Raw genomic sequence first — 15,290 nt, 5'->3', positions numbered from 1 at the left:
CGCCCGTCACCGCTCCCCTTCTTCGCTTCCGGACCACCACTGCCATGAGCATGGACCTGCAACGCTTCCACGCCACCTTCTTCGAGGAGAGCCGCGAAGGCCTCGACGCGATGGAGGCTGGCCTGCTGGCCCTGGAATCGGGGCAGCAGGACGCGGAGATCATCAATTCGGTGTTCCGCGCCGCCCACTCGATCAAGGGCGGCGCCGGCACCTTCGGCTTCGACGCGATCGCCGGCCTGACCCATGTGCTGGAGACGCTGCTCGATGAGCTGCGCGCCGGCAAGCGGGCACTGGAAGGCCACGCCGTCGACGCCATGCTGTCCTCGGTGGACGTGCTGCGCGCACTGCTGCGCGAAGCCGAACACGGCCAGGCTGCCGATCCCGCCGCTGTCGCTGCGGTGAAGGCGCGCCTGGAGGCGGTTCTTTCCGGCGAGGCCGCAGCAAGCGCCCCCGCGGCCGCCGCAGCCAAGGTGGACGATACGCCGGAAGCCTGGCAGATCGGCTTCACCCCGGCGCCATCGCTGTTCATGAGCGGCAACGACCCGCTGCGCATCATCCGCGAACTTGAGCACCTGGGTTCGCTGCAGGTCGCCGCGCGCATGGAACGCCTGCCCGGCTTCGCCCAGCTCGACCCGCTCGAGGCCCACCTGGCGTGGGACCTGGGTCTGGTCGGCAAGGTGCCGCGCAGCAAGATCGAAGACACCTTCGCCTGGGTGCTGGACGACTGCGAACTGGACATCCGTCCGGCTGCGCCGCCGAGCCTGGCCACCGAGGCACCTGCCACACCCGCCCCTTCCACACCGGCTGCCGTTGTACCGGCGGCACCCGCCGCCGCTGCCAGCAGCGCTGGCGGCCAGGAAGCCGAAACCTCGATCCGGGTCAGCGTCGACAAGGTCGATGCGCTGATCAACCTGGTCGGCGAACTGGTCATCACCCAGGCCATGCTCAAGCAGGTCTCGCACGCGCTGGACCCGGTGCACGCCGAGAGCCTGTTCGCCGGCCTGGACCAGCTTGAACGCAACACCCGCGACCTGCAGGAAGCGGTGATCGGCGTGCGCATGCTGCCGGTCGATGCGGTGTTCCGCCGCTTCCCGCGCCTGGTCCGCGACCTGTCCAGCCGCCTCGGCAAGCAGGTACGCCTGCGCACCGTCGGCGAAGGCACCGAACTGGACAAGGGCCTGATCGAAAAGATCGCCGATCCGCTGGTGCACCTGGTGCGCAACTCGATTGACCACGGTCTGGAAATGCCGGACGTGCGTCGCGGTGCGGGCAAGGACGAGACCGGCACGATCACCCTGGCAGCCTCGCATCAGGGCGGCCATATCGTCATCGAAGTCAGCGACGACGGCCGCGGCCTGGACCGTGCCAAGATCCTGGCCAAGGCCACCGAACGCGGTCTGGCGGTGCCGGACAACCCGACCGATTCGCAGGTCTGGGACCTGATTTTCCAGCCGGGTTTCTCCACCGCCGATGCAGTCACCGACCTGTCCGGCCGTGGCGTCGGCATGGACGTGGTCCGCCGCAACATCCAGGCGCTGGGGGGCGAGGTCCAGATCGAAAGCAGCCTCGGCGCTGGCACCCGCACGCTGATCCGCCTGCCGCTGACCCTGGCCATTCTCGACGGCATGACCGTGGCGGTGGCCGGTGAAACCCTGATCCTGCCGCTGGCTTATGTGCTTGAGGCCCTGCAGCCGCAGGCCGAGGACATCCGCAGCATGGCCGGCGAAGGCCGCGTGCTGCGCGTGCGTGGCGAGTATCTGCCGATCCTGTCGCTGAGCGAGTACTACGGCTACGGCAACCGCGCACCGGGCAGCGAATCGCTGGTGGTGGTGGTTGAAGGTGATGGCCAGAAGATTGCGCTGGAAGTGGACGAGCTGGTCGGCCAGCAGCAGGTGGTGGTGAAGAACATCGAGAACAACTACCGCCGCATCGGCGGGGTATCCGGTGCCACCATCCTTGGCGATGGCCGCGTGGCCCTGATCGTCGACATCGGCGGTCTGGTGCGCTCGCTGCGGATGCCGCAGGCCGCCTGATCTACGTTGCATGCGTGCACTGAGCCGCCGCCCTTCGGGGCGGCGGTTTTCGTTTGCGCGCACGGCCACGATCTGACCGCGCTCGCTTCGCCAGGCATACCGTGAACTCCATCTGCACGAAGGTTTCGGGCGCAACCTTGCCGCTCAAGCGAAAGCCCTGTCATGGCACCACTTTCGCGCCGCCGTCCCTACGCAACCGAATGTGATCTGCGTCCATAAAGTCCATCCGAACTGCGCCGCTATTTCGCTTTGACGGCCGTCACCGAACCCCCACCGGGCACCACCGTTCGCTCTGCAACCACCCCCAGCCGACGCAACGACGCCGGCGCCCTGCCCACCTGGAGCACCCTGCATGAAGTGGTTCCACGATCTGCCCATCGCCCGCAAGCTGGCCGTGGGGTTCACCCTCACCACCCTGATGACCGTCGTACTGGGCGCTTTCGCTCTGGTCCGCCTGTCCGAGGCCAACGCGCAGTTGAGCGCGATGGCCTCCAACGATATTCCGTCCGTGCAGTACCTCGGCGAAGTGCGCTCGCAGCTGGGTGAGTTCCGCACCTATGAGCTGGCCCAGCTGAGCATGCTGGACCAGCCCGAGAAGGTGGCCGACTACAACAAGCGCATGGACGACACCGCCGCCGTCGTGCGCGAACAGCTGGCCGCGTACGCCAAGCTGCCGGCCGGCGCCAAGGAGCGCGAGCTCTACCGCGCCGTGCAGGCCGACGTCGATGGCTACTTCGCAGCCAATGCCAAGCTGCGCGAAGCGGCCACCGCCGGCGATGGCGTCGTCGCACGGCAGATCTCCGACGACCAGTCGCGCCCGCTGCGCCGCAAAGCCTTTGAAGACCTCAAGGCACTGGGCGCGTACAGCAGCTCGCTGATGCAGGACAAGATCAACAACGCCAACGCCACCCACCGCAACAGCATGCTGGCGATCATTGCCGCCGTAGTATTGCTGGTTGTGGTCGCCGCAACCCTGGCAACGGTCATCTCGCGCGCCGTCACCGGCCCGCTCGGCAAGGCCGTGCATGCCATCCAGGCCGTTGCCCGTGGCGATCTCAGCGTCAGCACCCAGGCCACCAGCAAGGACGAAGCCGGCAAGATGCTGGCCGCCACCACCGAAATGACCGCGATGCTGCGCCGCTTCTCCGAGCAGACCCAGTTGATGGCGCAGATGCACGCCGGTCCGGACATCAGCCATCGCATTCCGGAAGACTTCCCGGGCGTCTACGGGCAGCTGGCCAGCGGCATCAACACGGTCATCTTCGAACATCTCGACGCGATCCGCGATGCCATCGACGTGCTCAACCAGTACGCCACCGGCAACCTCACCCCGGACGCACGCCGCCTGCCGGGCAGCCGCGCGATCCTGCACGAGTCGATGGATGCGGCCAAGGCCAGCCTGCTGGCCATCAACACGCAGATCCAGCAGCTGGCCTCGGCGGCTGCCGCCGGCGACTTCAGCCAGCGCGGTGATGCGCAGCGTTTCGATCACGATTTCCGCGTGATGATCGAGCAGCTCAACAGCATGATGCAGGTGGCCGACGGCAACCTCGGCCAGCTCTCGCAGCTGCTGCAGTCGATCGCCGCCGGCGACCTGACCGCGCGCATGGACGGCCAGTTCAACGGCGTGTTCGCACGCATGCGGGACGACGCCAACACCACCGTCACCCAGCTGACCCAGATCGTCGGCCAGATCCAGGCCAGCGCGTCCAGCATCACCCTCGCCGCTGGCGAGATCGCGTCGGGCAACAGCGATCTGTCGCGCCGCACCGAGCAGCAGGCTGCCAACCTGGAAGAAACCGCCGCCTCGATGGAGGAGCTGACCTCCACCGTGCGCCAGAACGCCGAACATGCCCGCCAGGCCAACCAGCTCGCCATCGGCGCGCATGGCGTCGCCTCGCAGGGCGGTGAAGTGGTCGGCCAGGTGGTCACCACCATGTCGGCCATCGAAGCCTCGTCGAAGAAGATCGCCGAGATCATCTCGGTCATCGACGGCATCGCCTTCCAGACCAACATCCTGGCACTGAATGCCGCGGTGGAAGCTGCCCGCGCAGGTGAACAGGGCCGTGGCTTCGCCGTGGTCGCCAGCGAAGTGCGCACCCTCGCCCAGCGCTCGGCCGCTGCCGCCAAGGAGATCAAGGGCCTGATCGATGATTCGGTCGGCAAGGTCGCCGAAGGCTCCAGCCTGGTGCACCAGGCCGGCAGCACCATGGGCGAGATCGTTGCCTCGGTGCAGCGCGTAACCGACATCATGGCCGAGATCTCCGCAGCGTCGCAGGAACAGAGTGCCGGCATCGAGCAGGTCAACCAGACCGTGGTGCAGATGGACGAGACCACGCAGCAGAATGCTGCGCTGGTGGAAGAAGCCACCGCTGCCGCACGTGCAATGGAAGACCAGGCCGTGCAGCTGGGTGAAGCCGTGGCCCGCTTCCGGCTGGCATCACAGGGCACGCCGGCCATCCCGGCACGCCCATTGGCGGCACCGGTACCGCGCCAGGTCGCAGCCGCCGCACCGGCCGCAAAGCCGGTCCCGGCGCGTACGCTGCGCACCGCGACGGCCCAGCCGGCGCTGGCCGCAGACGGCGACTGGCAGGAGTTCTGATGTACCCGGGGTCGGATCCCTTTCCTTCGGGAAAGGGATCTGACCCCTCACGCATGGAAAGTGATGCAATTCTCACTTCATAATCGGGCACAGTGGCCGATATCCCCATCGAGCCTCGCGCCAACGCGTGCTGGCGCCCGCCCCTGACCGTAGATTCCATGTCCGACGGCAACGACACTGCAGTGCATGATGTCCACGCGGCTGATGCCGCTGACGAACGTTTCCTGGTCCGTAATCCGCGCCAGCTGCGGCAGCTGTTGCGATCGCTGATCGACCAGCGATCACTGATCAATGCGCATATCGACGGCCGCGACCGCTCGTTCCCAACCGCGCTGCTTGAGCTCGACGAGGACGACGACACCCTGCTGCTCGATGGCAGCCCGCAGGAGGCGTCCAACCGCGCCGCCGAACAGGCCGACCATCTGCTGTGCTTTGCCCAGCTCGAACGTGTGCTGGTGCGGTTCCGCCTGCAGGCACTGCAGCGTGTGGACAACGACGGCCACGTCGCCTTCCGTGCCCCTCTGCCGGACGAACTGGTCCATCTGCAGCGACGTGAGATGTACCGGCTGGAGACGCCAGTGACCGATTCACCCCAGCTGCTGATCCCCGCCGGCGAGAGCCGTGCCGAAGCGCTGTCGATGCGGGTGGTGGACATCAGCGGCGGCGGCCTGGCGGTGGCCGTACCTACCGACTGCGCGGTGTTCAGCCTGCAGAAGCGCTACCCGGCGATGCTGTCGCTGCCCGACGGCCCCGACCTGGAGATCGAGCTGGTCGTCTGCAACCTGCTGCCGCAGCGCCAACCCAATGGCATCGAGATCAAGCGCGTGGGCATGCGCTTCGACATCCTGCCGCGTGGCGCCGACAGTGCCATCCAGCGCTACATCTTCCGCATCGACCGCCAGCGCAAGGCGCGCCGCAACGGCGAGCTGTAAGGCCTCCCGACCGGTAGTGCCGGCCGCTGGCCGGCAATGGTCTTATCCACATTCTTGCCAGGTTGCCGGCCAGCGGCCGGCACTACCGCTTCCCGTGTAGATCCACGCCATGCGTGGATGCCCCCATCTTCCCCGGTAGATCCACGCCATGCGTGGATGCCTTCCCCCGGCACCTAAAGTCCCCCGACGAGGGGCCGATATCGAGCCTGACACCGGGACTTCCGGCAGAACCAGGACCCCTCGATGAACGACAAGACCAGCTCCGCCGCCAGCGCCGGTGGCGAATTCCTCAGCTTCACCCTCGGTGCCGAGCACTACGGTGTGGACATCCTCAAGGTCCAGGAAATCCGCGGCTATGACGCGGTCACCCGGGTCCCGGATGCACCGGACTACATCAAGGGCGTGATCAACCTGCGCGGCACCATCGTCCCGGTGATCGACCTGCGCCTGAAGCTGCGCCTGGACGATGCCCGCTACGACGCCTTCACCGTGATGATCGTGCTGAACGTCGACGACCGCGTGGTCGGCATCGTCGTCGACAGCGTCTCGGACGTGATCCCGCTGTCGGCCGAGCAGATCCGCCCGACCCCGGAATTCGGCGCCGCCGTCGATACCCGCTTCATCTCCGGCATCGGCACGCAGGACGACCGCATGCTGATCCTGCTCGACATCGAGACCCTGCTGGACAGCGCCGACATGGGCCAGGCCAGCGTCGTTGAAGACGCCGCTGCCTGATCGAACGGACCTGCTTCACGTTCTGGTCACAAACCCCTTCAGTTCCCTCCGGCAGTGCCGATAGGGGGACAGAAGCCGGTCGCGCAGGAGCGCGCAGGACCGGAACGACCATCACCATCCCCGGAGATACACCTCGATGAAGTCCCTGTTTGCGTTCGTTTCGGCCGCTGTCCTGGCCACCACTGCTTCCGCCGCGTTCGCCCAGTCGGCCGACATGATCCCGCCGGAACTGGCACCGCGCTCGGTCGGCAAGGACGGCATGGTCTGCGGCAAGGTCGAGAAGGCCCGCTACGCAGAAGGTTCCGAAGGCCAGCCGACCTTCCTGTACATGGGCGGCGCCTTCCCGCGCCACACCTTCTCGGCCCGCATCGCTGGCGAGAACCGCGGCAAGTTCTCCTTCCCGCTGGAAACCCTGGAAGGCAAGACCGTCTGCGTGATCGGCAAGATCCAGCGCGACGCCTCGCGCGCCGAAATCGAAGTCAGCTCGCCGGCCGGCCTGAAGCTGGCCAACATCAAGTAATCCGCTGTCCGTCGAACCACGCCGGACCTGGTGCCGGCGTGGTTTCTGCTGCAACCGGGCCCGATGCCCGGGCGCGTCTGCCTTAGGAGCTCGCAACGCCCATGCCGTGGATCAACAACCTGAAACTGATGCCGAAGCTGCTGCTGACCTTCGGTGTCCTCCTGCTGGTGATGCTGCTGCAGGGTATCGTCGCCTATCGCGGCCTGCACTCGCTGAACAACGTCACCACCGAGCTGGCGGGTTCTCGCATGGAGAGCATCCGCATGGCCGGCGAGATGCGCGGCATGCTGGGTGAATACCGCAACGCCGCCTACCAGCAGCTGATCCGCGCCAGTGACGACGTCAAGGCTGATGCACGCAAGCAGACCGTCGAGCTGCGTACCAGCATGGACAAGTCGATCAAGGACTATCCGAAGCTGGTCGACAACGCACAGCAGAAGAAGCTGTTCGACACCTTCGCCAAGGAGTGGAAGGATGCCCTGGCCTCCTATGACAGCGTCACCGAGATGCTGGAACTGGACCTGCCGGACGACGCCATCGATACCTTCGTCGGCGAGACCCGCACCAAGCACCGCAAGGCCGCGTCGGCGCTGGAAGCGCTGATCGCCGAAGACAACCGCCTCGCCCGCGCCTCGCGCGAAGAGGCCGAATCCACCTACTCCGCCTCGGCCGTGCTGACCGTGATCGCCCTGCTGGGCGGCGCCGCACTCGGCCTGGTGCTGGTCTGGCTGTTTGCCCGTGCCCTGGTCGGCAGCGTGCGCGGCGCCGTCTCGGTTGCCAACGATGTGGCCGGCGGCAAGCTCGATGGCCACATCGACGTCAGCCGCCAGGACGAAGTGGGCGAACTGATGCAGGCGATGCAGCGCATGCAGCGCGACCTGCGCGAGCGCACCGAAACCGACCAGGCCGTCGCCCGCGAGAACCTGCGCATCCGCACCGCGCTGGACTACAGCTCCACCGGCGTGTACCTGACCGACACCAGCAATACCATCGTCTACACCAATCGCGCCCTGCAGCAGACCCTGAGCCAGTACCAGGACGACGTGCGCCGCGACCTGCCGGACTTCGACGCGCAGGCCTCGCTGATCGGCAAGCCGGTCACCGTGCTGGAGCATCGCGGCGAGATGGACCAGACCCTGCTGGGCAACCTGAAGGCACACGGCGTCGCCCGTCGCCCGATGCAGTACGGCGATGCCCAGTTCGCCCAGGTGGTTTCCACCATCCGCAATGAAGGCGGCGACACCGTCGGCTACGTGGTGGAATGGCGCGACCGCACCCAGGAAGCGCAGGTGGAAGCCGAAGTGGCCCGCGTGATCGCCCAGGCCGCTGCCGGCGACCTGTCCGGCCGCATCGATGCCACCGACAAGGAAGGCTTCTTCCTGCAGCTGGCCCAGCAGATCAACGGCCTGCTGGATGCCAACGCCGGCAGCATCGAACAGATCTCCGGCCTGCTTGCCGCACTGTCGCAGGGTGACCTGACCGTGCGCATGCACGGTGACTACCAGGGCGTGTTCGCCCGTATGCGAGACGACGCCAACGCGACCGCCGCGCAGCTGAGCGAGATCGTCACCCGCATCAAGCAGTCCAGCCGCGCGATCAGCTCGGCCGCCGGCGAGATCGCCTCGGGCAACAGTGACCTGTCGCGCCGCACCGAGCAGCAGGCTGCCAACCTGGAAGAAACCGCCGCCTCGATGGAGGAGCTGACCTCCACCGTGCGCCAGAACGCCGAACATGCCCGCCAGGCCAACCAGCTCGCCATCGGCGCCCATGGCGTCGCCTCGCAGGGCGGTGAAGTGGTCGGCCAGGTGGTCACCACCATGTCGGCCATCGAAGCCTCGTCGAAGAAGATCGCCGAGATCATCTCGGTCATCGACGGCATCGCCTTCCAGACCAACATCCTGGCGCTGAATGCCGCGGTGGAAGCCGCACGCGCCGGCGAACAGGGCCGTGGCTTCGCCGTGGTCGCCAGCGAAGTGCGTACCCTCGCCCAGCGCTCGGCAGCGGCAGCCAAGGAGATCAAGGGCCTGATCGACGACTCCGTCGGCAAGGTCAACGACGGCTCTGCGCTGGTGCACAAGGCCGGCGCGACCATGGGCGAGATCGTCGCCTCGGTGCAGCGCGTGACCGACATCATGGCCGAGATCTCCGCGGCTTCGCAGGAACAGAGTGCTGGCATCGAGCAGGTCAACCAGACCGTGGTGCAGATGGACGAAACCACCCAGCAGAACGCCGCGCTGGTGGAAGAAGCCACCGCCGCCGCACGCGCAATGGAAGAACAGGCCGGTCACCTCAGCGAGGCCGTGTCGATCTTCGTGGTGGATGAAGCCGAGACCGTGGTTGCCCCACGCATCGCCGCTGCCCCGGCCCCGCGTGCTGCCGCACCGGCCGCACCGGCCCCGGTCGCCTCGCCGGCCCGCCGCATCGCCGGTGGTCGCCCCATGGCCACCGAACTGGCCGACGGAGACTGGCAGGAGTTCTGATGCCTACCTGACCTGACGTACGAGAACGCCCTGGCCCTGCGCTGGGGCGTTTTTGTTTACGGGGTATCTGGATATCCAGCCAACGGCGAAGCCCCTCGGGGTGGTCGCGGTAGGCGCGTGGCTACTGAGGGTTGGCCGGGAGGGTGGGCTGCGCAGGGGCCGCTGCAAGTACGTCCATGTAAGCTCGGTCGCCGCATCCATGCGGCTCACGCCCCTGCGCAGCCCACCCTCCCGGCCACGGACAGTTTCCGTGCGCGTCCACCCCGGATTGAAGAAAGAAGAGCAAGAGCAAGAGCAACAGCACCGCTTCCGGGTTCAGATTCGCTTTCCGCAGGAAAACGGATCTGCCCCCTCTTCCCAGTTGGAAACCCAACGCTCTTGCCGTCCGTCACAGGAATGCCGAGAGGGCTGGGTCGGGGTGGGCTGGCGGGACCGTTGGCGCCATGGATGGCGCCATCGAGCCCCAAGGGTGAGGGCGCTTTGCTTGCGAAGCACTGCTTCGCAAGCGCCCGAACGCCCAGCCGCCAGCGGCTGGGCCGGACCGCGGAGCGGGGTTTACGGCGTGTCCCGCCAGCCCACCCCGACCCAGCCTCCCACTGAAAATTCAGAGCCGACCAACCGCTGTTGCTGTTGCTGTTGCTTCAAAAGCCTGCCGCAGGCAGCGCCGCAGCCGCCGCTGCAAGGAAACCTGAATACGTTCGGACACCGCACCTCAATCCCCCGCCCGCGCGGCCGATAACGGGGTTGTCACCGCTTGTCCCGCTGTGACCGGCACGGCGCCGCCCGCCCGCTTCGACCTGGTCCTGCTCGATGAATCTCATGCATCGCTGGCAACACTACTTCAGCAACCTCTCCGTCCGGCGCAAGCTCAACCTGCTGACGCTGCTCATCGCGCTTGGCGTGATCGCGCTCTCGGTGATCGCCGCCCGCATGCAGTACCTCGACCTGACCGAGACCCGCAAGACCGCGCTGAAGACCCAGGTCGAACTCAGCTACGGCATCCTCCAGCACTACCATCGCCTGGCCGGTACCGGCGAGCTCAGCGAGGACGCTGCCAAGGCCGCTGCCCTGCAGGCGCTGGAAGTGATGCGCGCCGATAATGATGCCTACTATTTCAACATCTACGACACCGGCTACCGCCTGCTGATGCACCCGTTCCGCAAGGACCTGGTCGGCAAGGACATGAAGGATTTCCGCACCGACGACGGCGTGCGCATCTACTACGACCAGGTGGAAGCAGCCAAGGCCGGTGGCGGCTTCGTCAACTACCGCTGGGCCAAGCCCGGCAGCAAGGGCGAGGTCGAGAAGGTGGCTTACGCCGGCCTGTTCGCACCCTGGAACTGGGTGGTCAGCAGTGGCGTCTACATGGACGACGTGCAGAAGCAGGCACTGGTGTTCACCGCCATCATGGCCGTCTCCGGTGGCGTGCTGGTACTGATCGTGCTGGCCCTGAGCTGGCTCATCGGCAACCGCATCGCCATACCGCTGAAGCAGGCAACGGCCGTCGCCGAGGGTATCGCCCGCGGCAAGCTGGACAGCCACATCGGCCCGCAGCCGCATGACGAGACCGGCCGCCTGCTGGACGCCATGTCGGGCATGCAGCAGCAGCTGCACGCGGTGATCAGCGGCCAGCGCGAGATGGCGCGTCGCCACGACGGCGGCGAACTGAGCTACCGCATCGATGCCAGCGCCTTCCCCGGCGAGTACGGGCTGATGGTGCAGGAAACCAATGCCCTGGTCGGCGGCCACGTGCAGACCCTGCACGATGTGCTGGACGTGGTGCAGCAGTACGCGGTGGGCGATCTGAGCCGCGACGTCGCGCGCTACCCCGGCGAGAAGGCCGCGATGACCACCACCGTCGACACGGTCAAGGCCAACCTCGGCCGCATCAACGCCGAGATCAAGCAGCTGGCCAGTGCCGCCGCCGCAGGCGACTTCAGCCGCCGTGGCGACGCGCAGCGCTTCGATCACGATTTCCGCCTGATGCTGGAAAACCTCAACGCGATGATGGCGGTCAGCGATGACAACCTCGGCAAGCTCTCGCAGCTGCTGTCGGCCATCGCCGAAGGCGACCTGACCGCGCGCATGCACGGCGACTACCAGGGCGTGTTCGCACGCATGCGTGACGACGCCAACACCACCGTCGCGCAGCTGACGCAGATCGTCGGCCAGATCCAGGCCAGCGCCGGCAGCATCACCCTCGCCGCCGGTGAGATCGCTTCGGGCAACAGTGATCTGTCGCGCCGCACCGAGCAGCAGGCCGCCAATCTGGAAGAAACCGCCGCGTCGATGGAGGAACTGACCTCCACCGTGCGCCAGAACGCCGAACACGCCCGCCAGGCCAATCAGCTCGCCATCGGCGCACATGGCGTCGCCTCGCAGGGCGGTGAAGTGGTCGGCCAGGTGGTCACGACCATGTCGGCCATCGAAGCCTCGTCGAAGAAGATCGCCGAGATCATCTCGGTCATCGACGGAATCGCCTTCCAGACCAACATCCTGGCGTTGAATGCTGCAGTGGAAGCTGCCCGCGCAGGTGAACAGGGCCGTGGCTTCGCCGTGGTCGCCAGTGAAGTGCGCACCCTCGCCCAGCGCTCGGCCGCTGCCGCCAAGGAGATCAAGGGCCTGATCGATGATTCGGTCGGCAAGGTCGCCGAAGGTTCCAGCCTGGTACACCAGGCCGGTAGCACCATGGGCGAGATCGTCGCCTCGGTGCAGCGCGTGACCGACATCATGGCCGAGATCTCCGCCGCCTCGCAGGAACAGAGCGCTGGGATCGAGCAGGTCAACCAGACCGTGGTGCAGATGGACGAGACCACGCAGCAGAATGCTGCGCTGGTGGAAGAAGCCACCGCTGCCGCGCGCGCGATGGAAGAACAGGCTGGTCAGCTGGCCGACGCCGTCGCGATCTTCCGCCTGGACAACCAGGTTTCGGCCGCGGTGAAGGCCGTGGCCGCGCGTGTCGAGCCGGTGCATGTTGCCGCCGCCGTGGCGCGTCCGCGGCCGGCTCCGACGCCAGCACTGGTTCGCCGCACCGGCAGCAACGCCAGCACCTTCGTCGCCAGCGACAGCGACTGGCAGGAATTCTGAGACCCACCCGCGGCGGCTTCGGCCGCCGCCTCTGCCGATGGACACGTCCCCCGTGCAAAGTCCTACTCCCATCGTCACCGGCCCGCGCGAATTCGAGTTCGCCGACCGTGATTTCCGCCGCGTCTGCGACCTGATCTACCAGCGCGTGGGCATTGCCCTTGCCCCGGCAAAGCGCGATATGGTCTATGGCCGCCTGTCGCGCCGCCTGCGCACGCTGGGCATGCGCAGCTTCCAGCAGTATCTGGACCATCTGGAGCAGGAAGACGGTGACGAGTGGCAGGCGTTCACCAACGCGCTGACCACCAACCTGACCTCGTTCTTCCGCGAGCCGCACCACTTCGACAAGCTGCGCGAGGAGCTGCAGCAGCGCTCCAGCCGCACACCGTTGCTGCTGTGGTCGTGCGCCGCCTCCACCGGCGAAGAGCCTTACTCGATGGCGATCACCGCCTGCGAAGCCTTCGGCACCCTGAAGCCACCGGTACGCATCACCGCCACCGACGTCGATACCCAGGTGCTGGCCACGGCCGGCCGTGGCGTCTACAACATCGACCGCGTCACCAGCCTCGATCCGGATCTGCGCCGCCGCTACTTCCAGCGCGGCAGCGGCCCCAACGAGGGCCAGTGCCGCGTGCTGCCGGCGCTGCGCGAGCTGATCGAGTTCCGCCCATTGAACCTGCTTGCCCCGCGCTACGACGTCGGCGGCCCGTTCGACGCACTGTTCTGCCGCAACGTGATGATCTACTTCGACAAGCCGACCCAGCGCGCGATCCTCGGCCGGCTGGTACAGCACCTGTCCGACGATGGCCTGCTCTACACCGGCCACTCGGAGAACTACCTGCATGCCGCCGACCTGATCCAGCCCTGCGGACGCACCCTGTACCGCCGTGCGGCAAAGGCAGGCGCATGAACGCATCGCTGCGCACCGATGATGTGATGCGTTACCAGGACGCGCGCTTCAAGACCATTGCGGCCAAGCTGCTGCCGACCCAGTACCTGGTGGTCGATGACACCACTGCGCTGACCACCACGCTGGGCTCCTGCGTGGCGGCCTGCCTGCGCGACCCGGTGCTGAAGATCGGCGGCATGAACCATTTCCTGTTGCCCGAGGGCAACGCCGGCGATGGCGCGCCCGCGCGTTACGGCAGCTACGCGATGGAACTGCTGATCAACGACATGCTCAAGCGCGGCGCGCACCGCAAACGCATCGAAGCCAAGGTGTTCGGTGGCGCCAACGTCCTCAAGGGCTTCACCAGCAACCCGGTCGGCACGCGCAACGCCGAGTTCGTGCGCCAGTACCTGCAGGCCGAGCACATCCCGATCATTGCCGAGGATCTGTGCGGCATCCATCCGCGCAAGATCTGGTTCTTCGCCGATACCGGCCGCGTGGTGGTGCAGCGCCTGCCGCATGCCCATGAGGCCGAAGTGGCCGCGACCGAATCGGCGGTGCGTGCACGCCTGTCCAAGGCCCCGGTCACCGGCGGCGTGGAGCTGTTCGAATGACCCTGACCGGCAACGCCCCCTGCCGGGTCCTGATCGTCGACGACTCCGCCGTGGTGCGCCAGATGCTCACGGAAATCCTGTCCAGCGATCCGTCCATCGATGTGGTCGGCACCGCCGCCGACCCGCTGCTGGCGCGCGAGAAGATCAAGCGCCTGGCCCCGGATGTAATCACCCTGGACGTGGAAATGCCGCGCATGGATGGGCTGGCGTTCCTGGAAAACCTGATGCGCCTGCACCCGCTGCCGGTGGTGATGATCTCCTCGCTGACCGAACGCGGCGCCGACACCACGCTGCAGGCGCTGGCGTTGGGTGCGGTGGATTTCGTGTCCAAGCCAAAGCTGGACGTGGCGCGCGGCCTGCAGGCCTACGCCGACGAGATCATCGCCAAGGTCAAGATGGCGGCGCGCTCGCGCGTCCGCCCGCTGGTGCGCGCCGCCGCACCGAAACTCCTGCTGGACGCCGCGCCTGCGATGCGCCCCGCTGCTCCGCAGTTCCGCACCACCGACCGCCTGATCGCGATCGGCTCGTCGGCCGGCGGCACCGAAGCGTTGCGCGTGGTGCTGGAAGGCATGCCGGCCGACGCGCCCGCCGTGGTGATGACCCAGCACCTGCCGGCCAGCTTCAGCAGTGCTTTCGCCGAGCGCCTGGACCGCCACTCGGCCATGGCCGTGCGCGAGGCCAGCGACGGCGAAGCCGTGCTGCCCGGCCACGCCTACCTGCCGCCGGGCGGCAAGCACCTGCGGATCATCCGCGACGGTGCGCGCTGGCGCTGCCGTGTCGATGATGGCCCGGCAGTGAACCGGCACAAGCCCGCGGTCGATGTGCTGTTCCGCTCGGTTGCGCAGAACGCCGGCGGTAATGCCATCGGCGCCATCCTCACCGGCATGGGCGACGACGGCGCACGCGGCCTGCTGGAGATGCGCCAGGCCGGCGCGCCGACACTGGTGCAGGACGAGGCCACCAGCGTGGTCTGGGGCATGCCCGGTGCCGCCTTCAAACTCGGCGCTGCCGAAGAGCAGGTGCCGCTGGAGCGGATTGCCGAGCGGTTGCTCGCCCTCGCCCGCGGCTGACAGGCCCCTGTAGAGCCGAGCCCACGCTCGGCTCTGCACCCTGCTGGACACCTCCAAGAGACGTCAGGCGCAATTGCCGATCCGCCGGCAGCACCTTCGACCATTGATGTTTCAACGGCGCTGCTCGAGGCTGGACCCTGCCGCAAGCCATGCGCGCCAAACGGGAGGCCCGCAGGACACCGACTTGGAGCGCGGCTGGAGCGGGTCGTATAGTCAGGTATCGCACAGCAATGGAACGCCGATGAACGTTACCCCGCAAGGCCGCGCTGCTCGGGTACGCAGGGAGGGATGTCCGGGTAACGGGCAATACCCACTGCGCAACCTGTCGCAT

General features: G+C 67.1%; 10 protein-coding genes. All 10 read left to right on the top strand.

All coding sequences use genetic code 11. The features are described from left to right. Window positions 1-44: 44 nt before the first annotated feature. The 10 genes from ACX9OT_RS19315 to ACX9OT_RS19270 all read left to right on the top strand — a co-directional run bounded on the left by ACX9OT_RS19315 (window position 45) and on the right by ACX9OT_RS19270 (window position 14,959). On the top strand, window positions 45-2,033 hold the full coding sequence (locus tag ACX9OT_RS19315; protein WP_032129224.1) for a chemotaxis protein CheA: 1,989 nt from the start codon (window positions 45-47) through the stop codon (window positions 2,031-2,033). 352 nt (window positions 2,034-2,385) lie between these two features. Beyond that, the gene (locus ACX9OT_RS19310; RefSeq protein WP_459003251.1) at window positions 2,386-4,635 is read left to right on the top strand and encodes a methyl-accepting chemotaxis protein; all 2,250 of its coding nucleotides are present in this window, start codon (window positions 2,386-2,388) and stop codon (window positions 4,633-4,635) included. Between the two features lie 158 nt (window positions 4,636-4,793). Beyond that, window positions 4,794-5,567 carry a flagellar brake protein gene (locus ACX9OT_RS19305; protein ID WP_032129226.1) on the top strand — a complete coding sequence of 258 codons (774 nt, stop codon included), beginning with the start codon at window positions 4,794-4,796 and terminating at the stop codon, window positions 5,565-5,567. A 243-nt stretch (window positions 5,568-5,810) separates the two neighbouring features. After that, complete coding sequence (locus ACX9OT_RS19300) at window positions 5,811-6,302, top strand: chemotaxis protein CheW (protein ID WP_049401162.1); 492 nt, start codon at window positions 5,811-5,813, stop codon at window positions 6,300-6,302. Between the two features lie 136 nt (window positions 6,303-6,438). Beyond that, complete coding sequence (locus tag ACX9OT_RS19295) at window positions 6,439-6,822, top strand: hypothetical protein (protein ID WP_107432923.1); 384 nt, start codon at window positions 6,439-6,441, stop codon at window positions 6,820-6,822. Window positions 6,823-6,923: 101 nt separating this feature from the next. Next, window positions 6,924-9,302 (top strand): methyl-accepting chemotaxis protein, encoded by a 2,379-nt coding sequence (locus ACX9OT_RS19290; protein ID WP_132810048.1) that lies wholly within the window; start codon window positions 6,924-6,926, stop codon window positions 9,300-9,302. A gap of 810 nt (window positions 9,303-10,112) precedes the next feature. Then, window positions 10,113-12,389, top strand: a complete 2,277-nt coding sequence (locus ACX9OT_RS19285) for a methyl-accepting chemotaxis protein (RefSeq protein ID WP_459003247.1) — start codon at window positions 10,113-10,115, stop codon at window positions 12,387-12,389. 37 nt (window positions 12,390-12,426) lie between these two features. Next, window positions 12,427-13,296 carry a CheR family methyltransferase gene (locus ACX9OT_RS19280; protein WP_459003245.1) on the top strand — a complete coding sequence of 290 codons (870 nt, stop codon included), beginning with the start codon at window positions 12,427-12,429 and terminating at the stop codon, window positions 13,294-13,296. Next, the gene (gene cheD / locus ACX9OT_RS19275) at window positions 13,293-13,889 is read left to right on the top strand and encodes a chemoreceptor glutamine deamidase CheD (protein WP_008264676.1); all 597 of its coding nucleotides are present in this window, start codon (window positions 13,293-13,295) and stop codon (window positions 13,887-13,889) included. Before ACX9OT_RS19280 ends, cheD begins: the two co-directional genes overlap by 4 nt. Next, window positions 13,886-14,959 (top strand): protein-glutamate methylesterase/protein-glutamine glutaminase, encoded by a 1,074-nt coding sequence (locus ACX9OT_RS19270; protein ID WP_101765397.1) that lies wholly within the window; start codon window positions 13,886-13,888, stop codon window positions 14,957-14,959. Before cheD ends, ACX9OT_RS19270 begins: the two co-directional genes overlap by 4 nt. Window positions 14,960-15,290 lie beyond the last annotated feature (331 nt).

This window comes from Stenotrophomonas genospecies 3 (assembly GCF_054473855.1).
The sequence above is the reverse complement of the archived record's forward strand: the minus strand, read 5'-3'. Positions and strand labels throughout refer to the sequence as shown.

Bases quoted from the DNA above. Each gene is read 5' to 3' on its own strand.
- ACX9OT_RS19315 (WP_032129224.1), top strand. From the start codon at position 45: ATGAGCATGGACCTGCAACGCTTCCACGCCACCTTCTTCGAGGAGAGC.
- ACX9OT_RS19310 (WP_459003251.1), top strand. From the start codon at position 2,386: ATGAAGTGGTTCCACGATCTGCCCATCGCCCGCAAGCTGGCCGTGGGG.
- ACX9OT_RS19305 (WP_032129226.1), top strand. From the start codon at position 4,794: ATGTCCGACGGCAACGACACTGCAGTGCATGATGTCCACGCGGCTGAT.
- ACX9OT_RS19300 (WP_049401162.1), top strand. From the start codon at position 5,811: ATGAACGACAAGACCAGCTCCGCCGCCAGCGCCGGTGGCGAATTCCTC.
- ACX9OT_RS19295 (WP_107432923.1), top strand. From the start codon at position 6,439: ATGAAGTCCCTGTTTGCGTTCGTTTCGGCCGCTGTCCTGGCCACCACT.
- ACX9OT_RS19290 (WP_132810048.1), top strand. From the start codon at position 6,924: ATGCCGTGGATCAACAACCTGAAACTGATGCCGAAGCTGCTGCTGACC.
- ACX9OT_RS19285 (WP_459003247.1), top strand. From the start codon at position 10,113: ATGAATCTCATGCATCGCTGGCAACACTACTTCAGCAACCTCTCCGTC.
- ACX9OT_RS19280 (WP_459003245.1), top strand. From the start codon at position 12,427: ATGGACACGTCCCCCGTGCAAAGTCCTACTCCCATCGTCACCGGCCCG.
- cheD (WP_008264676.1), top strand. From the start codon at position 13,293: ATGAACGCATCGCTGCGCACCGATGATGTGATGCGTTACCAGGACGCG.
- ACX9OT_RS19270 (WP_101765397.1), top strand. From the start codon at position 13,886: ATGACCCTGACCGGCAACGCCCCCTGCCGGGTCCTGATCGTCGACGAC.